A 13,258-nucleotide genomic window follows, 5' to 3' on the forward strand; every position below is an offset into this window, starting at 1 on the left:
GCCTGTGCCAGCGCCGAGGCTGGCGCGCGGATCAGGCGGCGGCGTCGCCCGCCTCCTGTGCGTGGCTCTGGTGCACGTAGCGCTTGTCGCAATAGGGGCACTCGACCCAGCCGCGGTCATGCGGGATCGACAGCCACACGCGCGGATGGCCCAGCGCCCCTTCGCCGCCGTCACAGGCGACGCGCCAGGCGTTCACGACCTCGGTTTCAGGTGGTGCGATGGTCATTCTCGGCGTTCCCCTTAAAGCGAGATGGGCCGGGCGCGCATCATAGCGATGCGCACCCTGCGGGCAAGCATGCTCACTCGGCCTTGGGCAGCATCCGCCCCAGCCGGCGGCCCGAGAGGATGTGCATGTGCATGTGCGGCACCTCCTGCACGCCCGCCTCGCCGGAGTTGGCAATGAGCCGATAACCCATGCCGCCCTGCCCCGGCTCCAGCCCGAGCTTCGCGATCACCTGACGCACCGCGCGGCTGAAGTCCACGATCTCCGCCTCGCTCGCCTCGGCGGCGAAATGGTCGTAGTTCACGTAAGGCCCCTTGGGGATCACCAGCACATGCGTCGGCGCCTGCGGCGCGATGTCGTTGAAGGCGAGGCTGTGCTCGGTCTCGAGCACCTTGTCGCAGGAAATCTCGCCCCGCAGGATTTTCGCGAACACGTTCTGGTCGTCATAGGCATAGGCCATGGGTCATCCTCAATCGGCGAACAGATAGTCGGTTTCGGCGATCTCTCGCGCCCTGTCTTCCGACAAGTCGAGAAACTGCGCAAGCGGGCGGGCGTTCAGCTGCGGCTCCCAGCCGTCACGCATCACATAGAGATGCGGAAAACCCTCGTCGCGAATCGCCTCGCTCTCCTCGGCGACGGAACGGCGAATCGTGGGCAGGATCAGTTCCGCCGTCTCGCGGGGGGCGTTCTCGCCCATCAGACCCACGCGCTTGGCGTGGCCGATCAGATATTCGTCGGAGAAACTGCACTGCACTTCCAGAAGGCGCGTCTCGCCGCGGTCGGAATAGAAGTCGCGCATCAGGTCGATGCTGGCCGGATCGAGGCAGATGACGAGCCGCTTGGTATCGTAATAGTCGAACAGCATGCGCATGAGTGCCCGGCGGTGGCGGTGGCGCTTCTCGATGGTGGTCTGGATTCCGCCCAGGTCGGGCAGCGGCGTGTCCTGCTCGTTGAAGAGATAGCCGATGACCGGCAGGCCGGCGACCTCGCGGATGCGGTCGATCAGCCGCTTGGCCACATGCCATTTCTTGCAGGCCACGATGAGAAGCTGGCGGTCACGCCCGAGCGAGGCTTCCGACTCCCAGAAGCGCGGCGCGAAGCGCCTGCCCACTCGCCCCCGCTGGGTGAGGAACTTGAAGAGTCTCGTGCCTTCGTTCGAGATCTGAAAGTGCACGCCGGTGGCGTTGTAGAGCTCGCCCAGCCGGCGTTTGAGTTCATGCGCATGCGGCGAGATCTTCCGCGCGAAGAGATAGTCCTGGCTGAGCAGAAGATCGTAATGGTCGTTGTAGAATGTCACCGGCATGCCGTAGTCGGTGAACATCAGGAAGGTCAGCGTGCGCGTGCGTATCTCGGCGCGCGGCACCAGATGCGGCACCAGCGTCTGAAAGAAGGTCTCGTCGGGGATCCAGGTGGTGGAGAAGAAGCGCAGAACGTCCCGCCGCTGCCGGCAGAAGTCGAGGATGGCCTCCACCGTGTTGCGCCTCAGGCACCACCATTGGGAGCCGATGCGCATCTCGAGATCCTCGGGGATGCGGCGGCTGAGTCCGAGCGCCTTCTGCAGCTCCAGCGAGCGGTAGAACAGCCACTTGTTCTCGCGCTCGTTGAAGAAGTGACGGTAGATGAGCCGCTCTTCCTTCAGACCGGTCTTGATCCAGTCGCTCTCGAAGAAGTCGAAGCTCTCGATGTAGTCCACGTCCTCGGCGTCGAGAAAGGCATGGGCATATTCGGCCGACTTGATCGCCATGCAGTCGCCCGAGATCATGTAGAAATGCGTGGCCCGCGGAAACGCCTCCACCGCGGTCTCCAGCGCCAGGAGCGTGGCCTTGACCAGCGACCACTCGCCCCAGCCGCACTTCACCCGGCGCGGCGCGAAGGCGACATGCGGGTTCTCATCGAGGGCAGAGCGGATGCGCGCGTAGTCGGTATCGGAAGCGCGGCCGTCAAAATGAATGGCTACATAGTCACCCGCAGCCGTGAGCCTTTCGGCCTTGTCGATGATGCCCTGTGGATCCTTGTGACACAGGAGAATGAAGGCGATCTGTGACATGAGCTCGAGAGGTTCTGGCCGCTTGGCGCGCTGTTTTGCCCCTACATAGCTTGAAGGAGCATTGAATGGACAGGGATTCTTTGCTTTTCTGCGCCAAAACAGAGCCTCGTCGCGCTTGACGGCGGCGGAGGATCGGAGGCAAGCAGCATATGGGCTTTCCCGGAACCTGGATGACGCTTGACGAGCGCCTCGTCTATCGCGTTGTGCCGAAATGCGCCTGCTCCACCATCGGGCAGATCATGTATTACGGCGATCACGGGCATTTCTTCGATGGCGACATTCACGATGCCACCGAGGGCATCCACAAATGGGGCATCGAGGAGTCGAAGGCGCGCATCTCCGAGGTGGTGAAGGCGCAGGAGGCTTATGCCTTCACCTGCGTGCGCAACCCCTACACCCGCATCCTCTCCTCCTTCTTCGACAAGATCTGCGGCATCCAGCGCAACGGCCGGCGCTACCGGGGCAATCTGGTGCCGATGCTGATCCAGAAATACGGCGTCGAGGTGGGCGGCCCCGATGGCAAGGAGGAGTTCGACCAGATCCGCTCCTTCCGGCGGTTCCTGCTCTTCGTGCGCGACACCATCCGCTTCCGCCGCCCGATGGAGCCCGACATCCACTGGTCATCGGTGTCGGGGCACGTCTCGACCTTCATCGTCAACGGCGGGCGCTACAATCACATCTTCTTCACCGAGAAGTTCAACGAGGGCATGCAGACGGTGCTCGACAATGTCGAGCTTGCCCACCCCGTCGATCTTGCGAAGGTGCCCCGCTTCAACGAGAGCGAGGGGCACGGGCCGAAGCGCGCGCACCCCGTCGAGGATTATTTCGACGACCTCTCCATGCACCTCGTGCGCGAGATCTACAAGCGCGACTTCGAGGTGTTCAAGTATGACATCGACGATCCCTCCAACAAGATGCCGATCGGCGAGATCGACCTTGACGAGGTGCACGCCAAGCTCGGCGAATAGCCTCTAGCCGGCGCAGCAGGAGAGCGCGGCCACATCCTTCTCGAAGGTCTGGGCGGCGAGCTTCAGCCCCTCCACCGTGGTGAGATAGGGGAAGATCGCATCGCCGAGCTCGTCCCAGCCCATGCCGGCGCGAATCGCAAAGGCCGCCGCCTGAATGCTGTCGGCGCCCTCGGGCGCCAGAACATGCGCGCCGAGAAGCCGGTGCGTCGCGGCATCGGCCACCAGCTTGATGAGCCCGCGCGTATCGCGCGCGGCAATGGCGCGCGGGACATGCTCAAGCGGCAACACCGACACCCGCACATCGTGCCCCGCAGCGCGCGCGGCGGCCTCGGTCATGCCGACGCTTGCCACCTGCGGGTCGGAGAACACGACCGATGGAATGGCGCTGTTGTCATAGCTCCACCTGTCGCCCTGAAGCGCATTCCTCGCCGCGATCTTGGCGCCATAGGCGGCCATGTAGACGAACTGGTCGCGCCCGGTGACATCGCCTGCGGCGTAGACACCCGCACGGCTCGTGCGCATGTGCGCGTCAATGACGATGCCGCCTCGCGCATCGGTCGCCACACCGGCTTCTTCCAGCCCCAGCCCGCCGCTGTTCGGCACTCGGCCGGTGGCAACGAGAAGCGCTTCAGCCGTGATCCGCCGCGCCTCGCCGGCCTCGGGCACGTGAACAACGACGCCCTCTCCCCCTGCCTCGACCCGCTCATAGCCCCCGACCTTCCGCACGGTGATGCCCTCTTCGGCGAAATATCCGGTGAGCGCCTGCGAAATCTCCGGCTCCGCGCGCGGCAGGAGGCCGTGCCGGGTCAGGATCGACACGCGGCTTCCCGCGCGGGCAAGGATCTGCGCCAGCTCGACACCGATGTAGCCGCCGCCGATCACGATGAGCGAGTCGGGAACCTCCTCGAGCTCCAGCAGCGAAGTGCTGTCATGCCAGGGAACATCGCCAAGCCCCGGAATCTCCGGCACATGCGGGCGGGAGCCAGTGGCGATGATGATGCGAGGCGCCTCAAGCCGCCGCCCCTCAACCTCAACCGCGCCGTCGGGAGCGAGGCGTGCCGCACCTTCGATGTAACGCACGCGCGGGTGGCTCGGCAGCACGTCGATGTATTTCGCGCGGCGAAGCTCTTCGACCAGCTCGCGTTTCTGACGCACGGTCGCGGCCCAGTCAGTCACCCGCGCCTCAGCCTCGATACCGGCAAAGCGCCGGGCCGCTCTCGCATGGTGAAGAGGCTCGACGGCCCGGATCAGCGCCTTCGACGGCACGCAGCCGACATTGACGCAGGTGCCGCCGATGGTGCCGTGGCCGATCAGCGCGACCTGCGCGCCCTCGTCGGCCGCGGTGATCGCCGCAGAGAAGCCGGCCGATCCGGCCCCGATCACCACGAGATCGAAACGCTCTTCGCTGCCTTCATTGCCGCCCTTGAAGAGGCTCCTTGCGGAGACTTTCGCTCGCATCTCTCAGCCGCCCTTCGCTCGCTTCCGCCGCCACAGGGCATAGCCCGTCAGCGCCACGAAGAAGGCGAGCGCGGGCACCAGCACATAATCGAGAACACCGACCAGCGCCGAAAGCCCGACCACGCCCAGCAACACCACGAGCACCGGCGCAAAGCAGCACAGCGCGGCAACCAGCGTGCCGATCACGCCTGTCCGCAGGAGTCGGTCACCTATCACGATCCCTCTGCCTCCGTCCCCAGAAGTCGCCCCGAATAACCGAACTTCGCAGGCTGAGCCGCAATCTCCTCTGCGCCGACAACTGCGTCATCGAAGCGCACAAGGTAGATGACCGTGCTCCCGTCGCCTTGCTCCTCGAAACTGACGATCTCCACGCCAGCGGCAGCACGCTTCATCGCCTCCCCGGCAATGTAGGAACACGAGGGACAATAAAGGCCCGACACCTCTATGCGGGCGATGCGCTCCGCCGCCCCGGCGCTCGCTGCCGCAAGCACCAGACCAACAGTCAGGATGAGTCTCTGCATTCTGGCACTCCTTTTAGTAGCCAATGAGCCAAGGCGACAGGTAGGGAAAGAAGACAGCAAGTAACGTGAGGCCGCTCGCCGTCCACAATGCCGCCTTCATCACGCCCCGGTTCAGCGGGCGAGTGCAGCGGCCATCGGCACAGGCCGGCCTTGCGGGCCGGTAGAGCTTCCAGAACCCATAGGCGAGCGAGGCGCCGGCAAAGGCGAAGAAATACCATTTGTAGGGATAGAGCGCTCCCATGCGCCCGATCCACGCCCCGGACGCGCCAAGACTGAAAGCCACAAGCGGCAGAACGCAGCACGACGTCATCGCCAGCGCCCCCGCAATCCCGCCGGCCGCGGCAAGACGCACACCAGTCTCCCCTCCTTCATCACTACGCGCGTGGAGCTCATCACCCGAACTCATGATCTCGCCTCCATTGCCCGATCACGCCTTTCTCCCTACGATCTGTAGCCGCTACAGATGCAAGGGCATAAGGCATGGCACCGCTCACATCCGCGCGAGGATATTCCATCGGCGCGCTCTCCCGCGCGACCGGGGTGAAGGTCGAGACGATCCGCTATTACGAGCGCATCGGCATCATGCCCGAGCCCGGCCGCACGGCGGGGGGCAACCGGCAGTACACGCATGAGCACCTCAAGCGGCTCTCCTTCATCCGCCGCTGCCGGGCGCTGGGCTTTCCCGTTGCCGAGATCCGCGCTCTCCTGTCGATGGTGGACAGCCGCGACGTGACCTGCGGCGAGGTCCACGCCATCGTCACCCACCAGCTCGCCGAGGTGCGCCGCCGCCTCGCAGACCTCGCAAGGCTCGAGGCCGATCTTTCCGCCATGGCGGCCCAATGCGCCCAGGGCGACGTGCCCGCCTGCCCCATCATCGACACGCTCTTTGATGACGACGCACCGAGCCTGCCCGCTTGACGCTGGCGCGGGCGTCACTTAACCAGCGAACTGCCGGCGGGCATGGTGTAATGGTAGCGCTCTGGCCTTCCAAGCCAGCGGTGCGGGTTCGATTCCCGCTGCCCGCTCCACAAGCAGCCTTTCCGTCACTCATTCGCAGGTGCCCCGCCTCTTGCGCCCGCACCCCTTTCCGCGATTGAGTGAGCCCCGCACGGCAACGGGGGCAGCGTATGCTCGAGGGCATCCGAATCATCGAGATCGAGGGGCTCGGCCCGGCCCCCTTCGCCGCCATGATGCTGGCCGAGCTCGGCGCAGATGTCATCGTCGTCCACCGCAGGACACCTTCCGACACGCCCCGCGCCCCCGGCCCGAACCTTCTCGACCGGGGCAAGCGCTCCATCGCCCTCGACCTGAAGGACACCGATGACGCAAAGGCGCTTCGCGCGCTGCTCGCCACGGCTGACGGGCTCATTGAGGGCTTCCGCCCCGGCGTGATGGAGCGCCTCGGCTTCGGCCCCGAGGCGGTGCATGCCATCCGCCCGGCCCTCGTCTACGGCCGCATGACCGGCTGGGGCCAGACCGGCCCGCGCGCCCATCAGGCAGGCCATGACCTCAATTACATCGCGCTGTCGGGCGCGCTCTGGGGCGCCTCGCCGCCCGGCCAGCCGCCCTTCACCCCGCCCACGCTCCTCGGCGACATCGGCGGCGGCGCGCTCTACCTCGTCATCGGTATGCTCGCCGGGCTGATCCGCGCCCGCGCCACGGGAAAGGGAACGGTGGTCGATGCCGCGATTGTCGACGGCTCGGCGCACATGCAGGCGCTCGCGCTCTCCCTGCTCGCGCCGGGCACGCCCCTGCCCCCGCGCGGCAAGGGCCTGCTCGACGGCCCCTACTGGAGCCGCACTTACGCCTGTGCCGACGGCCGTTTCATCTCGGTCCAGTGCCTCGAGCCCAGGTTCCACGCCACCTTCCTGAAGCTCCTGGACCTCGAGAAAGACCCTGACTTCGCCGCCCAGTTCGACCCGGAGAGCTGGCCACACGCCACAGCCCGTCTGGAAACGCTCTTCTCCAGCCGCCCGAGAGACCACTGGGCAAAACTCTTCGAGGGAACGGACGCCTGCGTTGCTCCTGTCCTCGACCCCGAAGAGTCCGCCGAAGATCCGCACATGAGCGCCCGCCAGACCTGGAGCCGCGCCCATGGCCGGCTCGAGCCCCGCGCCGCCCCGCGCTTCGACAATGCGCCACCCCCCGAGCCGCCAGCGCCGCCCGCCCGCGGCGCCCACAGCGCCGAAATCCTCGCCGAGCTTGGCCTCAAGCCCCGCTCCTGATCCTCATCCTGGGGGGAAATACCCCGGGGGTGAATGCCGCGAAGCGGCAGAGGGGGCAGCGCCCCCAAGCCCCGTCAATGCCAGCCCGGCGGCGGGGGCAGAAGCACCCGCCCCTCGTCTTCAAGAATCCAGCATCTCCGCCCCTCGAACACGGCCGCCGTCAGCCGGCGGAAATATCCTGCGCCGGTATCGAGGTTCACGCGGTTGCCCGCGTGCATCGGCGCCTCGACGGGGGTGTGGCCGTGCACGACCAGCCGCCCGTGATCGCGCCGGTCGGAAAGAAACGGCTCGCGGATCCAGATCAGATCCTCCTCGCTCTGCTCCTCGAGCGGCACGCCAGGGCGGATTCCCGCATGCACCAGGATAAGATCATCGGTTGCCATGTAGAGCCGCTGCTCGCGCAGGAGCCGCTTGTGCGCCGCGGGCACGCGGGCAGGCGCCAGCGCCTGCAGCTCCTCGACATCGAGCCGGCCGTCGGCCTCGATACCGTAGGAGCGCAAGGTCTCGATGCCGCCAAGCCTGTGGTCGAGCCACACAAGGCCCGGCCGCTGCGCCGGGCCGACCGCCCCCGGCTCTTCGATGAAGTCGAGAAACATCCGGTCGTGATTGCCCCTGAGCGTAACCCACAGCTCGCCTGCCACCCGGCGCTCGAGGATGAAGTCGATCACTCCGGCCGTGTCCGGCCCGCGGTCGCAGAGATCGCCGAGCTGCACGACCGGTGCGTCGAAATCGCCAACGCGCGCGCGGTCGGCGGCGATGCGGGCGTGCGCGGCGCGCAGCATCTCAAGCTGGCCGTGCACGTCGCCGATGGCATAGACCCGCATCGCTGCCCCTTTCGCGCCGCGCCTCAGGCGCCCTCGAAGACGAGCGGGCGCACGCTCTGGAACTTTCCGGTCGCGCGCAGCTCATCGAGCACTTCCGCCGGCACCGGCTCGTCCACCGACAGAAGCGCAATGGCGTCGCCCCCGCGCTCGGACCGGCCAAGCGTGAAGTTGGCGATGTTGATGCCATGGGCGCCCATGGTCTGGCCGAGCGTGCCGATGATGCCGGGCACGTCCTTGTTGGTGGTATAGACCATGTAGGGTGCCACCTCCGAGTCGATGTTGATGCCCTTGATCTGGATGAACCGCGGCTTGCCGTCGGAAAACACCGTTCCGGCGATCGAGCGTTCCCGGCCCGGGGTCACCACGGTGAGCTTGATGTAGGCGTCGAAGACGCCGGTCTTGCCCTGGGTGGTGGTGGTCACGTCGATGCCGCGTTCCTTCGCCAGCACCGGGGCGGAGACCATGTTCACCTCCGGGTTCACGGCCTTCATGACGCCTGCGATAGCGGCGGCGTTGAGCGCGGCGGTGTTCATCTCGGCGACCTGCCCGTTGTAGAGGATGTTGACCGCCTTGATCGGCTCCTCGGTCATCTGGCCGACGAAGGCGCCGAGGTGCTGGGCCAGCCTGATCCACGGCCCCATCACCTTGGCCTCCTCGGCGGTGACCGAGGGCATGTTGAGCGCGTTCTGCACCGCGCCGGTCAGGAGATAGTCCGACATCTGCTCGGCGATCTGGATCGCCACATTCTCCTGCGCCTCGCGCGTCGAGGCGCCCAGATGCGGCGTGGTGACGACATTGGGCAGCTCGAACACGGGGTGCTGTGTCGCGGGCTCCTCGGCAAACACGTCGAGGGCGGCGCCGGCGACATGGCCCGACTTCAGCGCCTCCACGAGCGCCTCCTCGTCGATCAGCCCGCCGCGGGCGCAGTTGATGATGCGCACGCCGGGCTTCATCTTCGCGATCGCCTCGCGCGAAAGGATGTTGCGCGTCTTGTCCGTGAGCGGCACGTGCAGGGTGATGAAATCCGAGCGCGCCAGAAGCTCCTCGAACTCCACCTTCTCCGCCCCCAGCTTGTCGGCCCGCTCCTGGCTGAGGAAGGGGTCGTAGGCGATCACCTTCATCTTCAGCCCGAGCGCCCGGTCGATGACGATGGAGCCGATGTTGCCCGCGCCGATCACGCCAAGCGTCTTGCCGGTGAGCTCCACCCCCATGAAGCGCGACTTCTCCCACTTGCCCGAGCGGGTGGAGTAATGGGCCTCGGGAATCTGCCGCGCCACCGCCATCATCATGGCGATGGCGTGCTCGGCGGTGGTGATGGAGTTGCCGAAGGGCGTGTTCATCACGATGATGCCGCGCTTGGAGGCGGCGGCCAGATCGACATTGTCAACGCCGATGCCGGCGCGGCCGATCACCTTGAGGTTCTTTGCATTGCGCAGAAGCTTCTCGGTGACCTTGGTGGCAGAGCGGATGGCGAGGCCGTCATACTCGCCGATGACCTTGGCGAGGCGTTCCTTGTCCTTGCCCAGATCGGGCTCGAAGGTCACGTCGATGCCGCGGTCGCGGAAGATCTGCACGGCGGTTTCAGACAGCTTGTCGGAGACGAGCACCTTGGGTGCCATGGCTCATGTCCTCTCGATGTGAAGAATGCACGGACTCCGCGCGCCGCGGTAAGGCCTGCGCGCGGCGGATATGTCTCAGGCGGCAGCCGAAAGCGCCGCGCGCTCGGCCTCATAGGCCCATTCGATCCAGGGCATCAGCGCCTCGAGATCGGCGGTTTCCACCGTCGAGCCGCACCAGATGCGCAATCCCGGCGGCGCGTCGCGGTAGGCACCGATGTCATAGGCCACGCCCTCGGCCTCGAGCCGGCGGACGACGGCCTTGGAGAAGGCAGCCGGATCGGCGATCGCCGGATCGGTGAACTTGAGACAGACGGAGGTGGTGGAGCGAATCGCCGGATCTTCGGCGAGGTTGGCGATCCAGTCGCGCGCCTCGACGAAGTCGTTGACGACCTTGGCGTTGGCCTCGGCGCGGGCGATGAGCGCCGGCAGGCCGCCGATCTCACGCGCCCAGTCGAGCGCCTTCAACCAGTCCTCAACGCAGAGCATCGAGGGGGTGTTGATGGTCTCGCCCCGGAAGATGCCCTCGATGAGCTTGCCCCCCTTCGTGAGCCGGAAGATCTTGGGCAAGGGCCAGGCGGGCGTGTAGCTCTCAAGCCGCTCCACCGCGCGGGGGGAGAGGATCAGCACGCCATGCGCGGCCTCCCCGCCCATCACCTTCTGCCAGGAGAAGGTGGTGGCATCGAGCTTCTCCCAGGGCAGCTCCATGGCGAAGGCGGCGGAGGTGGCGTCGCACAGCGTCAGCCCCTCGCGCTCGGCGGGGATCACATCCCCCGAGGGCACGCGCACGCCCGAGGTGGTGCCGTTCCAGGTGAAGCAGACGTCGCGGTCGAAATCGACGCGGCCGAAGTCCACGATCTCGCCATAGGGCGCCTCGTGCACCCGCGCATCGAGCTTGAGTTGCTTGACCGCGTCGGTCACCCAGCCCTGGCCGAAGCTCTCCCAGGCCAGCATCTCCACGGGCCGCGCGCCCAGGAGGTTCCACATCGCCATCTCGAAGGCGCCGGTGTCGGAGGCGGGCACGATGCCGATGAGATAGTCGTCGGGCACGCCCAGAATCTCGCGGGTGCCGTCGATGGCTGCCTTCAGCTTCGCCTTGCCGATAGCGGCACGGTGCGAGCGGCCGAGCGGCGCGTCGGCGAGGGCTTCAAGCGAGAATGTGGGGTATTTGGCACAGGGCCCGGAGGAGAAGCGCGGATTGGCCGGCCGCGCGGCCGGGGTCACGGGTTTGGTCATGGTATCCTTCCAGATATGCGCCCCTCGTTGGGGAGGGGTGTCCCGCCGCCGCCAATACGCCCGCACCGGGCCTTTCGCAAGTGCGAAATCTCGTCTATGGCGACGCTTCGCGGATTGATTGCGACACGAAGGAACGCCCATGCCCCATGTCACGCTGATCGCCGCGCCCGGTTCCGGCGCGCTCGAGACCGCCATGGTCGAGGCGCTGCGCAGCGCTTGGGGCGGCGGCGCGGCGCGCTGGCTGGCACCCGGCGAGGCGGCCGAGTTCGAGCTGCCCACGGTGCCGGACAACCGCTGGGAGGTCTGGGCCGAGCTTCAGGCGCGCGGCATCGACATGGCGGTGCAGGAGCGGCGCGGGCGCAAGCGCATGCTGATCGCCGACATGGACAGCACCATGATCGGGCAGGAGTGCATCGACGAACTGGCCGATCTGGCCGGGGTGGGAGCGCGCGTGGCCGAGATCACCGCGCGGGCGATGAATGGCGAGCTGAACTTCGAGGAGGCGCTGCGCGAGCGCGTGGGGCTTCTGAAGGGGTTGCCGGAGTCGGTGATCGCCGAGGTGCTCGAGCAGCGCATCACGCCCGCGCCGGGCGGGCGGGAGCTGGTGGCGACGATGCGGGCGCATGGGGCGGTGACGGTTCTGGTCTCCGGCGGCTTCACGCAGTTCGCCTCCGCGGTGGCCGGGTGGTTCGGCTTCGACATTCACCGCGCCAACCGGCTCGAGATCGCCCAGGGCGCGCTCACCGGCCGGGTGGAGGAGCCGATCCTCGGCCGCGAGGCGAAGGTGGAGACGCTGCGCGAGGTTGCCTCCGAGCGGGGCATCGCGCTTGAGGAGGTGATGGCGGTGGGCGACGGCGCCAACGATCTTGGCATGCTGAAGCTCGCGGGCGCGGGTGTGGCGCTGCACGCCAAGCCCGCGGTCGCGGCCGAGGTCGATCTGCGCATCAACCACGGTGATCTGACGGCGCTTCTCTACCTGCAGGGCTATACGCGCGCGGAGTTCGTCACAGGCTGAGGCGCGCCAGCGGCTCCGCCGGGCGAATCACGCCCACTTCCAGACCACGACGGTTGAGAATCGGCGCGTCGATCAGGCTCTTCGCCACCGGGTCGGACGCATCGAGCATCCCGAGACGGATCAGCACCGCGGCAATCACCGCCTCCGACCCGCGGGTCGCCCCGTCGGAGATCTTCACCGCCACGCCCATGCGCCGCTCGGGGATGATGGCGGCAAAGACGCCCTCCGCCCCGGTCTTCACCGCCGCGCGCCCGCCCATCGCCCGCATCAGCCGCGTGCAGGCGCGCCCCTCGCCGGCGACAAGCTCGGGGTGGGCGACCATGGCGCGATAGAGCCGGGCCATGGCCGAGGGCCGCGCGCCGGTGGCCCCGCTTGCCACGGCATCGGCGAAACGCGCCATGGCAAGGGCGAAATCGGCAAGCCGCGCGGCGAAATTCGGCGCCGAGCAGCCGTCGATGCCAAAGCCGGGGCTCGCCGCACCGGTGACCTCCTCGAAGGCCGCACGCACCGCCTGCTGCACGGGGTGGGAAGGGTCGATGTATTCCGGCCCCGCGCCAAGATGGCGGCTGAGGGTGAGAAAGCCCGTGTGCTTGCCCGAGCAGTTGTTGTGAATCTGGCAGGGCTGCCCGCCCGAGCAGATCAGCGCCTTTTTCGCCGCCTCGTCGCGCGGCATCTCCGGCCCGCAGCGCAGGTCGTCGTCGGAAAGGCCGAGCCGCTCGAGCCAGGCGGTGACCCGCCGGGTGTGGATCTCGGCCGCCTGATGCGAGGCGCAGGCAAGGGCGAGCTCCTCGCTCGAAAGCCCGAAGGCGTCCGCCGCGCCGCTTTCGACAAGCGGCAGCGCCTGAATCATCTTCGCCGCCGAGCGCGGCAGGATCACCGCCTCGGGCGCGCCCAGCGCGGCCACGAGCCCGCCCTCGGCCGTGGCAATCGCGACATGGCCGCGATGACGCGATTCGGTGAAGGGACCACGGGTGAGTTCGACGAGTTCGGCATCGGCCATGGGCTGCCCTCGCTGATGGCGCGCGGAAATCCGCACGCGGGGGTTTTCCTGTCGGTGCGCAATCCGTTAAACTCCGCCCGTTGGTTTGAAAAGCCGCCGCGCCGAAGTTGCGACCCGCAGAAGGT

Annotated in this window: 15 protein-coding genes and 1 tRNA gene; 5 read left to right on the forward strand and 11 right to left on the reverse strand. The window is 67.2% G+C overall.

Translation table 11 applies throughout. The features are described from left to right. Nucleotides 1–31: 31 nt before the first annotated feature. From BLQ14_RS00215 to BLQ14_RS00225, 3 genes are all read right to left on the reverse strand, one after another. Nucleotides 32–226, reverse strand: a complete 195-nt coding sequence (locus BLQ14_RS00215; protein ID WP_092497027.1) for a zinc-finger domain-containing protein — start codon at nt 224–226, stop codon at nt 32–34. A 73-nt stretch (nt 227–299) separates the two neighbouring features. Further along, the gene (locus tag BLQ14_RS00220) at nt 300–683 is read right to left on the reverse strand and encodes an HIT domain-containing protein (protein ID WP_092497029.1); all 384 of its coding nucleotides are present in this window, start codon (nt 681–683) and stop codon (nt 300–302) included. 9 nt (nt 684–692) lie between these two features. After that, nucleotides 693–2,270, reverse strand: a complete 1,578-nt coding sequence (locus BLQ14_RS00225; protein ID WP_092497031.1) for a DUF5928 domain-containing protein — start codon at nt 2,268–2,270, stop codon at nt 693–695. Between the two features lie 149 nt (nt 2,271–2,419). On the opposite strand from BLQ14_RS00225, the gene BLQ14_RS00230 reads away from it, so the two are divergent. After that, nucleotides 2,420–3,238, forward strand: coding sequence for a sulfotransferase family protein (locus BLQ14_RS00230; protein WP_092497033.1), 819 nt, complete (start codon nt 2,420–2,422; stop codon nt 3,236–3,238). A 3-nt stretch (nt 3,239–3,241) separates the two neighbouring features. Here BLQ14_RS00230 and merA read toward each other — a convergent pair whose 3' ends face one another. From merA to BLQ14_RS00250, 4 genes are read right to left on the reverse strand one after another with little or no spacing between them, the layout of a single operon-like run. After that, nucleotides 3,242–4,696, reverse strand: a complete 1,455-nt coding sequence (merA, locus tag BLQ14_RS00235) for a mercury(II) reductase (protein WP_092497035.1) — start codon at nt 4,694–4,696, stop codon at nt 3,242–3,244. A gap of 3 nt (nt 4,697–4,699) precedes the next feature. Then, the gene (gene merF / locus BLQ14_RS00240; protein WP_092498238.1) at nt 4,700–4,909 is read right to left on the reverse strand and encodes a mercury resistance system transport protein MerF; all 210 of its coding nucleotides are present in this window, start codon (nt 4,907–4,909) and stop codon (nt 4,700–4,702) included. Continuing rightward, nucleotides 4,909–5,217: a hypothetical protein gene (locus BLQ14_RS00245; RefSeq protein WP_092497037.1), complete on the reverse strand. Its 309-nt coding sequence runs from the start codon at nt 5,215–5,217 to the stop codon at nt 4,909–4,911. Before BLQ14_RS00245 ends, merF begins: the two co-directional genes overlap by 1 nt. Nucleotides 5,218–5,230: 13 nt before the next feature. After that, the gene (locus BLQ14_RS00250) at nt 5,231–5,569 is read right to left on the reverse strand and encodes a mercuric transporter MerT family protein (RefSeq protein ID WP_245656780.1); all 339 of its coding nucleotides are present in this window, start codon (nt 5,567–5,569) and stop codon (nt 5,231–5,233) included. Between the two features lie 128 nt (nt 5,570–5,697). Here BLQ14_RS00250 and BLQ14_RS00255 point away from each other — a divergent pair, with 128 nt between their 5' ends. The 3 genes from BLQ14_RS00255 to BLQ14_RS00265 all read left to right on the forward strand — a co-directional run bounded on the left by BLQ14_RS00255 (nt 5,698) and on the right by BLQ14_RS00265 (nt 7,442). Beyond that, entirely contained in the window at nt 5,698–6,135 is a 438-nt protein-coding gene (locus BLQ14_RS00255; RefSeq protein ID WP_092497041.1) for a MerR family transcriptional regulator, read from the forward strand. Between the two features lie 36 nt (nt 6,136–6,171). Further along, a tRNA-Gly gene (locus BLQ14_RS00260) sits at nt 6,172–6,245 on the forward strand. Nucleotides 6,246–6,344: 99 nt separating this feature from the next. Further along, nucleotides 6,345–7,442: a CaiB/BaiF CoA transferase family protein gene (locus BLQ14_RS00265; protein ID WP_092497042.1), complete on the forward strand. Its 1,098-nt coding sequence runs from the start codon at nt 6,345–6,347 to the stop codon at nt 7,440–7,442. Between the two features lie 74 nt (nt 7,443–7,516). Here the strand turns inward: BLQ14_RS00265 and BLQ14_RS00270 are convergent, their stop codons facing one another. The 3 genes from BLQ14_RS00270 to BLQ14_RS00280 form a co-directional block, all read right to left on the reverse strand. Further along, a complete protein-coding gene (locus BLQ14_RS00270) occupies nt 7,517–8,266 on the reverse strand; it encodes a metallophosphoesterase (RefSeq protein WP_092497044.1) in 750 nt (249 codons plus the stop codon). A 23-nt stretch (nt 8,267–8,289) separates the two neighbouring features. Next, nucleotides 8,290–9,885 (reverse strand): phosphoglycerate dehydrogenase, encoded by a 1,596-nt coding sequence (serA, locus tag BLQ14_RS00275; RefSeq protein WP_092497046.1) that lies wholly within the window; start codon nt 9,883–9,885, stop codon nt 8,290–8,292. Between the two features lie 75 nt (nt 9,886–9,960). Continuing rightward, on the reverse strand, nt 9,961–11,118 hold the full coding sequence (locus BLQ14_RS00280) for a phosphoserine transaminase (protein WP_092497048.1): 1,158 nt from the start codon (nt 11,116–11,118) through the stop codon (nt 9,961–9,963). A gap of 139 nt (nt 11,119–11,257) precedes the next feature. On the opposite strand from BLQ14_RS00280, the gene serB reads away from it, so the two are divergent. Beyond that, the gene (serB, locus tag BLQ14_RS00285; protein ID WP_092497050.1) at nt 11,258–12,133 is read left to right on the forward strand and encodes a phosphoserine phosphatase SerB; all 876 of its coding nucleotides are present in this window, start codon (nt 11,258–11,260) and stop codon (nt 12,131–12,133) included. Here serB and BLQ14_RS00290 read toward each other — a convergent pair. Then, entirely contained in the window at nt 12,123–13,133 is a 1,011-nt protein-coding gene (locus BLQ14_RS00290) for an asparaginase (protein WP_092498240.1), read from the reverse strand. The two genes, serB and BLQ14_RS00290, sit on opposite strands and share 11 nt — an antisense overlap. Nucleotides 13,134–13,258 lie beyond the last annotated feature (125 nt).

The organism is Meinhardsimonia xiamenensis, from assembly GCF_900102905.1.
GTDB classification, from domain to species: Bacteria; Pseudomonadota; Alphaproteobacteria; order Rhodobacterales; family Rhodobacteraceae; genus Meinhardsimonia; species Meinhardsimonia xiamenensis.

What these genes read in the sequence shown, in the direction of transcription:
- BLQ14_RS00215 (WP_092497027.1), bottom strand. Translation starts at nt 226, where the DNA reads ATGACCATCGCACCACCTGAAACCGAGGTCGTGAACGCCTGGCGCGTC.
- BLQ14_RS00220 (WP_092497029.1), bottom strand. Translation starts at nt 683, where the DNA reads ATGGCCTATGCCTATGACGACCAGAACGTGTTCGCGAAAATCCTGCGG.
- BLQ14_RS00225 (WP_092497031.1), bottom strand. Translation starts at nt 2,270, where the DNA reads ATGTCACAGATCGCCTTCATTCTCCTGTGTCACAAGGATCCACAGGGC.
- BLQ14_RS00230 (WP_092497033.1), top strand. Translation starts at nt 2,420, where the DNA reads ATGGGCTTTCCCGGAACCTGGATGACGCTTGACGAGCGCCTCGTCTAT.
- merA (WP_092497035.1), bottom strand. Translation starts at nt 4,696, where the DNA reads ATGCGAGCGAAAGTCTCCGCAAGGAGCCTCTTCAAGGGCGGCAATGAA.
- BLQ14_RS00245 (WP_092497037.1), bottom strand. Translation starts at nt 5,217, where the DNA reads ATGCAGAGACTCATCCTGACTGTTGGTCTGGTGCTTGCGGCAGCGAGC.
- BLQ14_RS00255 (WP_092497041.1), top strand. Translation starts at nt 5,698, where the DNA reads ATGGCACCGCTCACATCCGCGCGAGGATATTCCATCGGCGCGCTCTCC.
- BLQ14_RS00265 (WP_092497042.1), top strand. Translation starts at nt 6,345, where the DNA reads ATGCTCGAGGGCATCCGAATCATCGAGATCGAGGGGCTCGGCCCGGCC.
- BLQ14_RS00270 (WP_092497044.1), bottom strand. Translation starts at nt 8,266, where the DNA reads ATGCGGGTCTATGCCATCGGCGACGTGCACGGCCAGCTTGAGATGCTG.
- serA (WP_092497046.1), bottom strand. Translation starts at nt 9,885, where the DNA reads ATGGCACCCAAGGTGCTCGTCTCCGACAAGCTGTCTGAAACCGCCGTG.
- BLQ14_RS00280 (WP_092497048.1), bottom strand. Translation starts at nt 11,118, where the DNA reads ATGACCAAACCCGTGACCCCGGCCGCGCGGCCGGCCAATCCGCGCTTC.
- serB (WP_092497050.1), top strand. Translation starts at nt 11,258, where the DNA reads ATGCCCCATGTCACGCTGATCGCCGCGCCCGGTTCCGGCGCGCTCGAG.
- BLQ14_RS00290 (WP_092498240.1), bottom strand. Translation starts at nt 13,133, where the DNA reads ATGGCCGATGCCGAACTCGTCGAACTCACCCGTGGTCCCTTCACCGAA.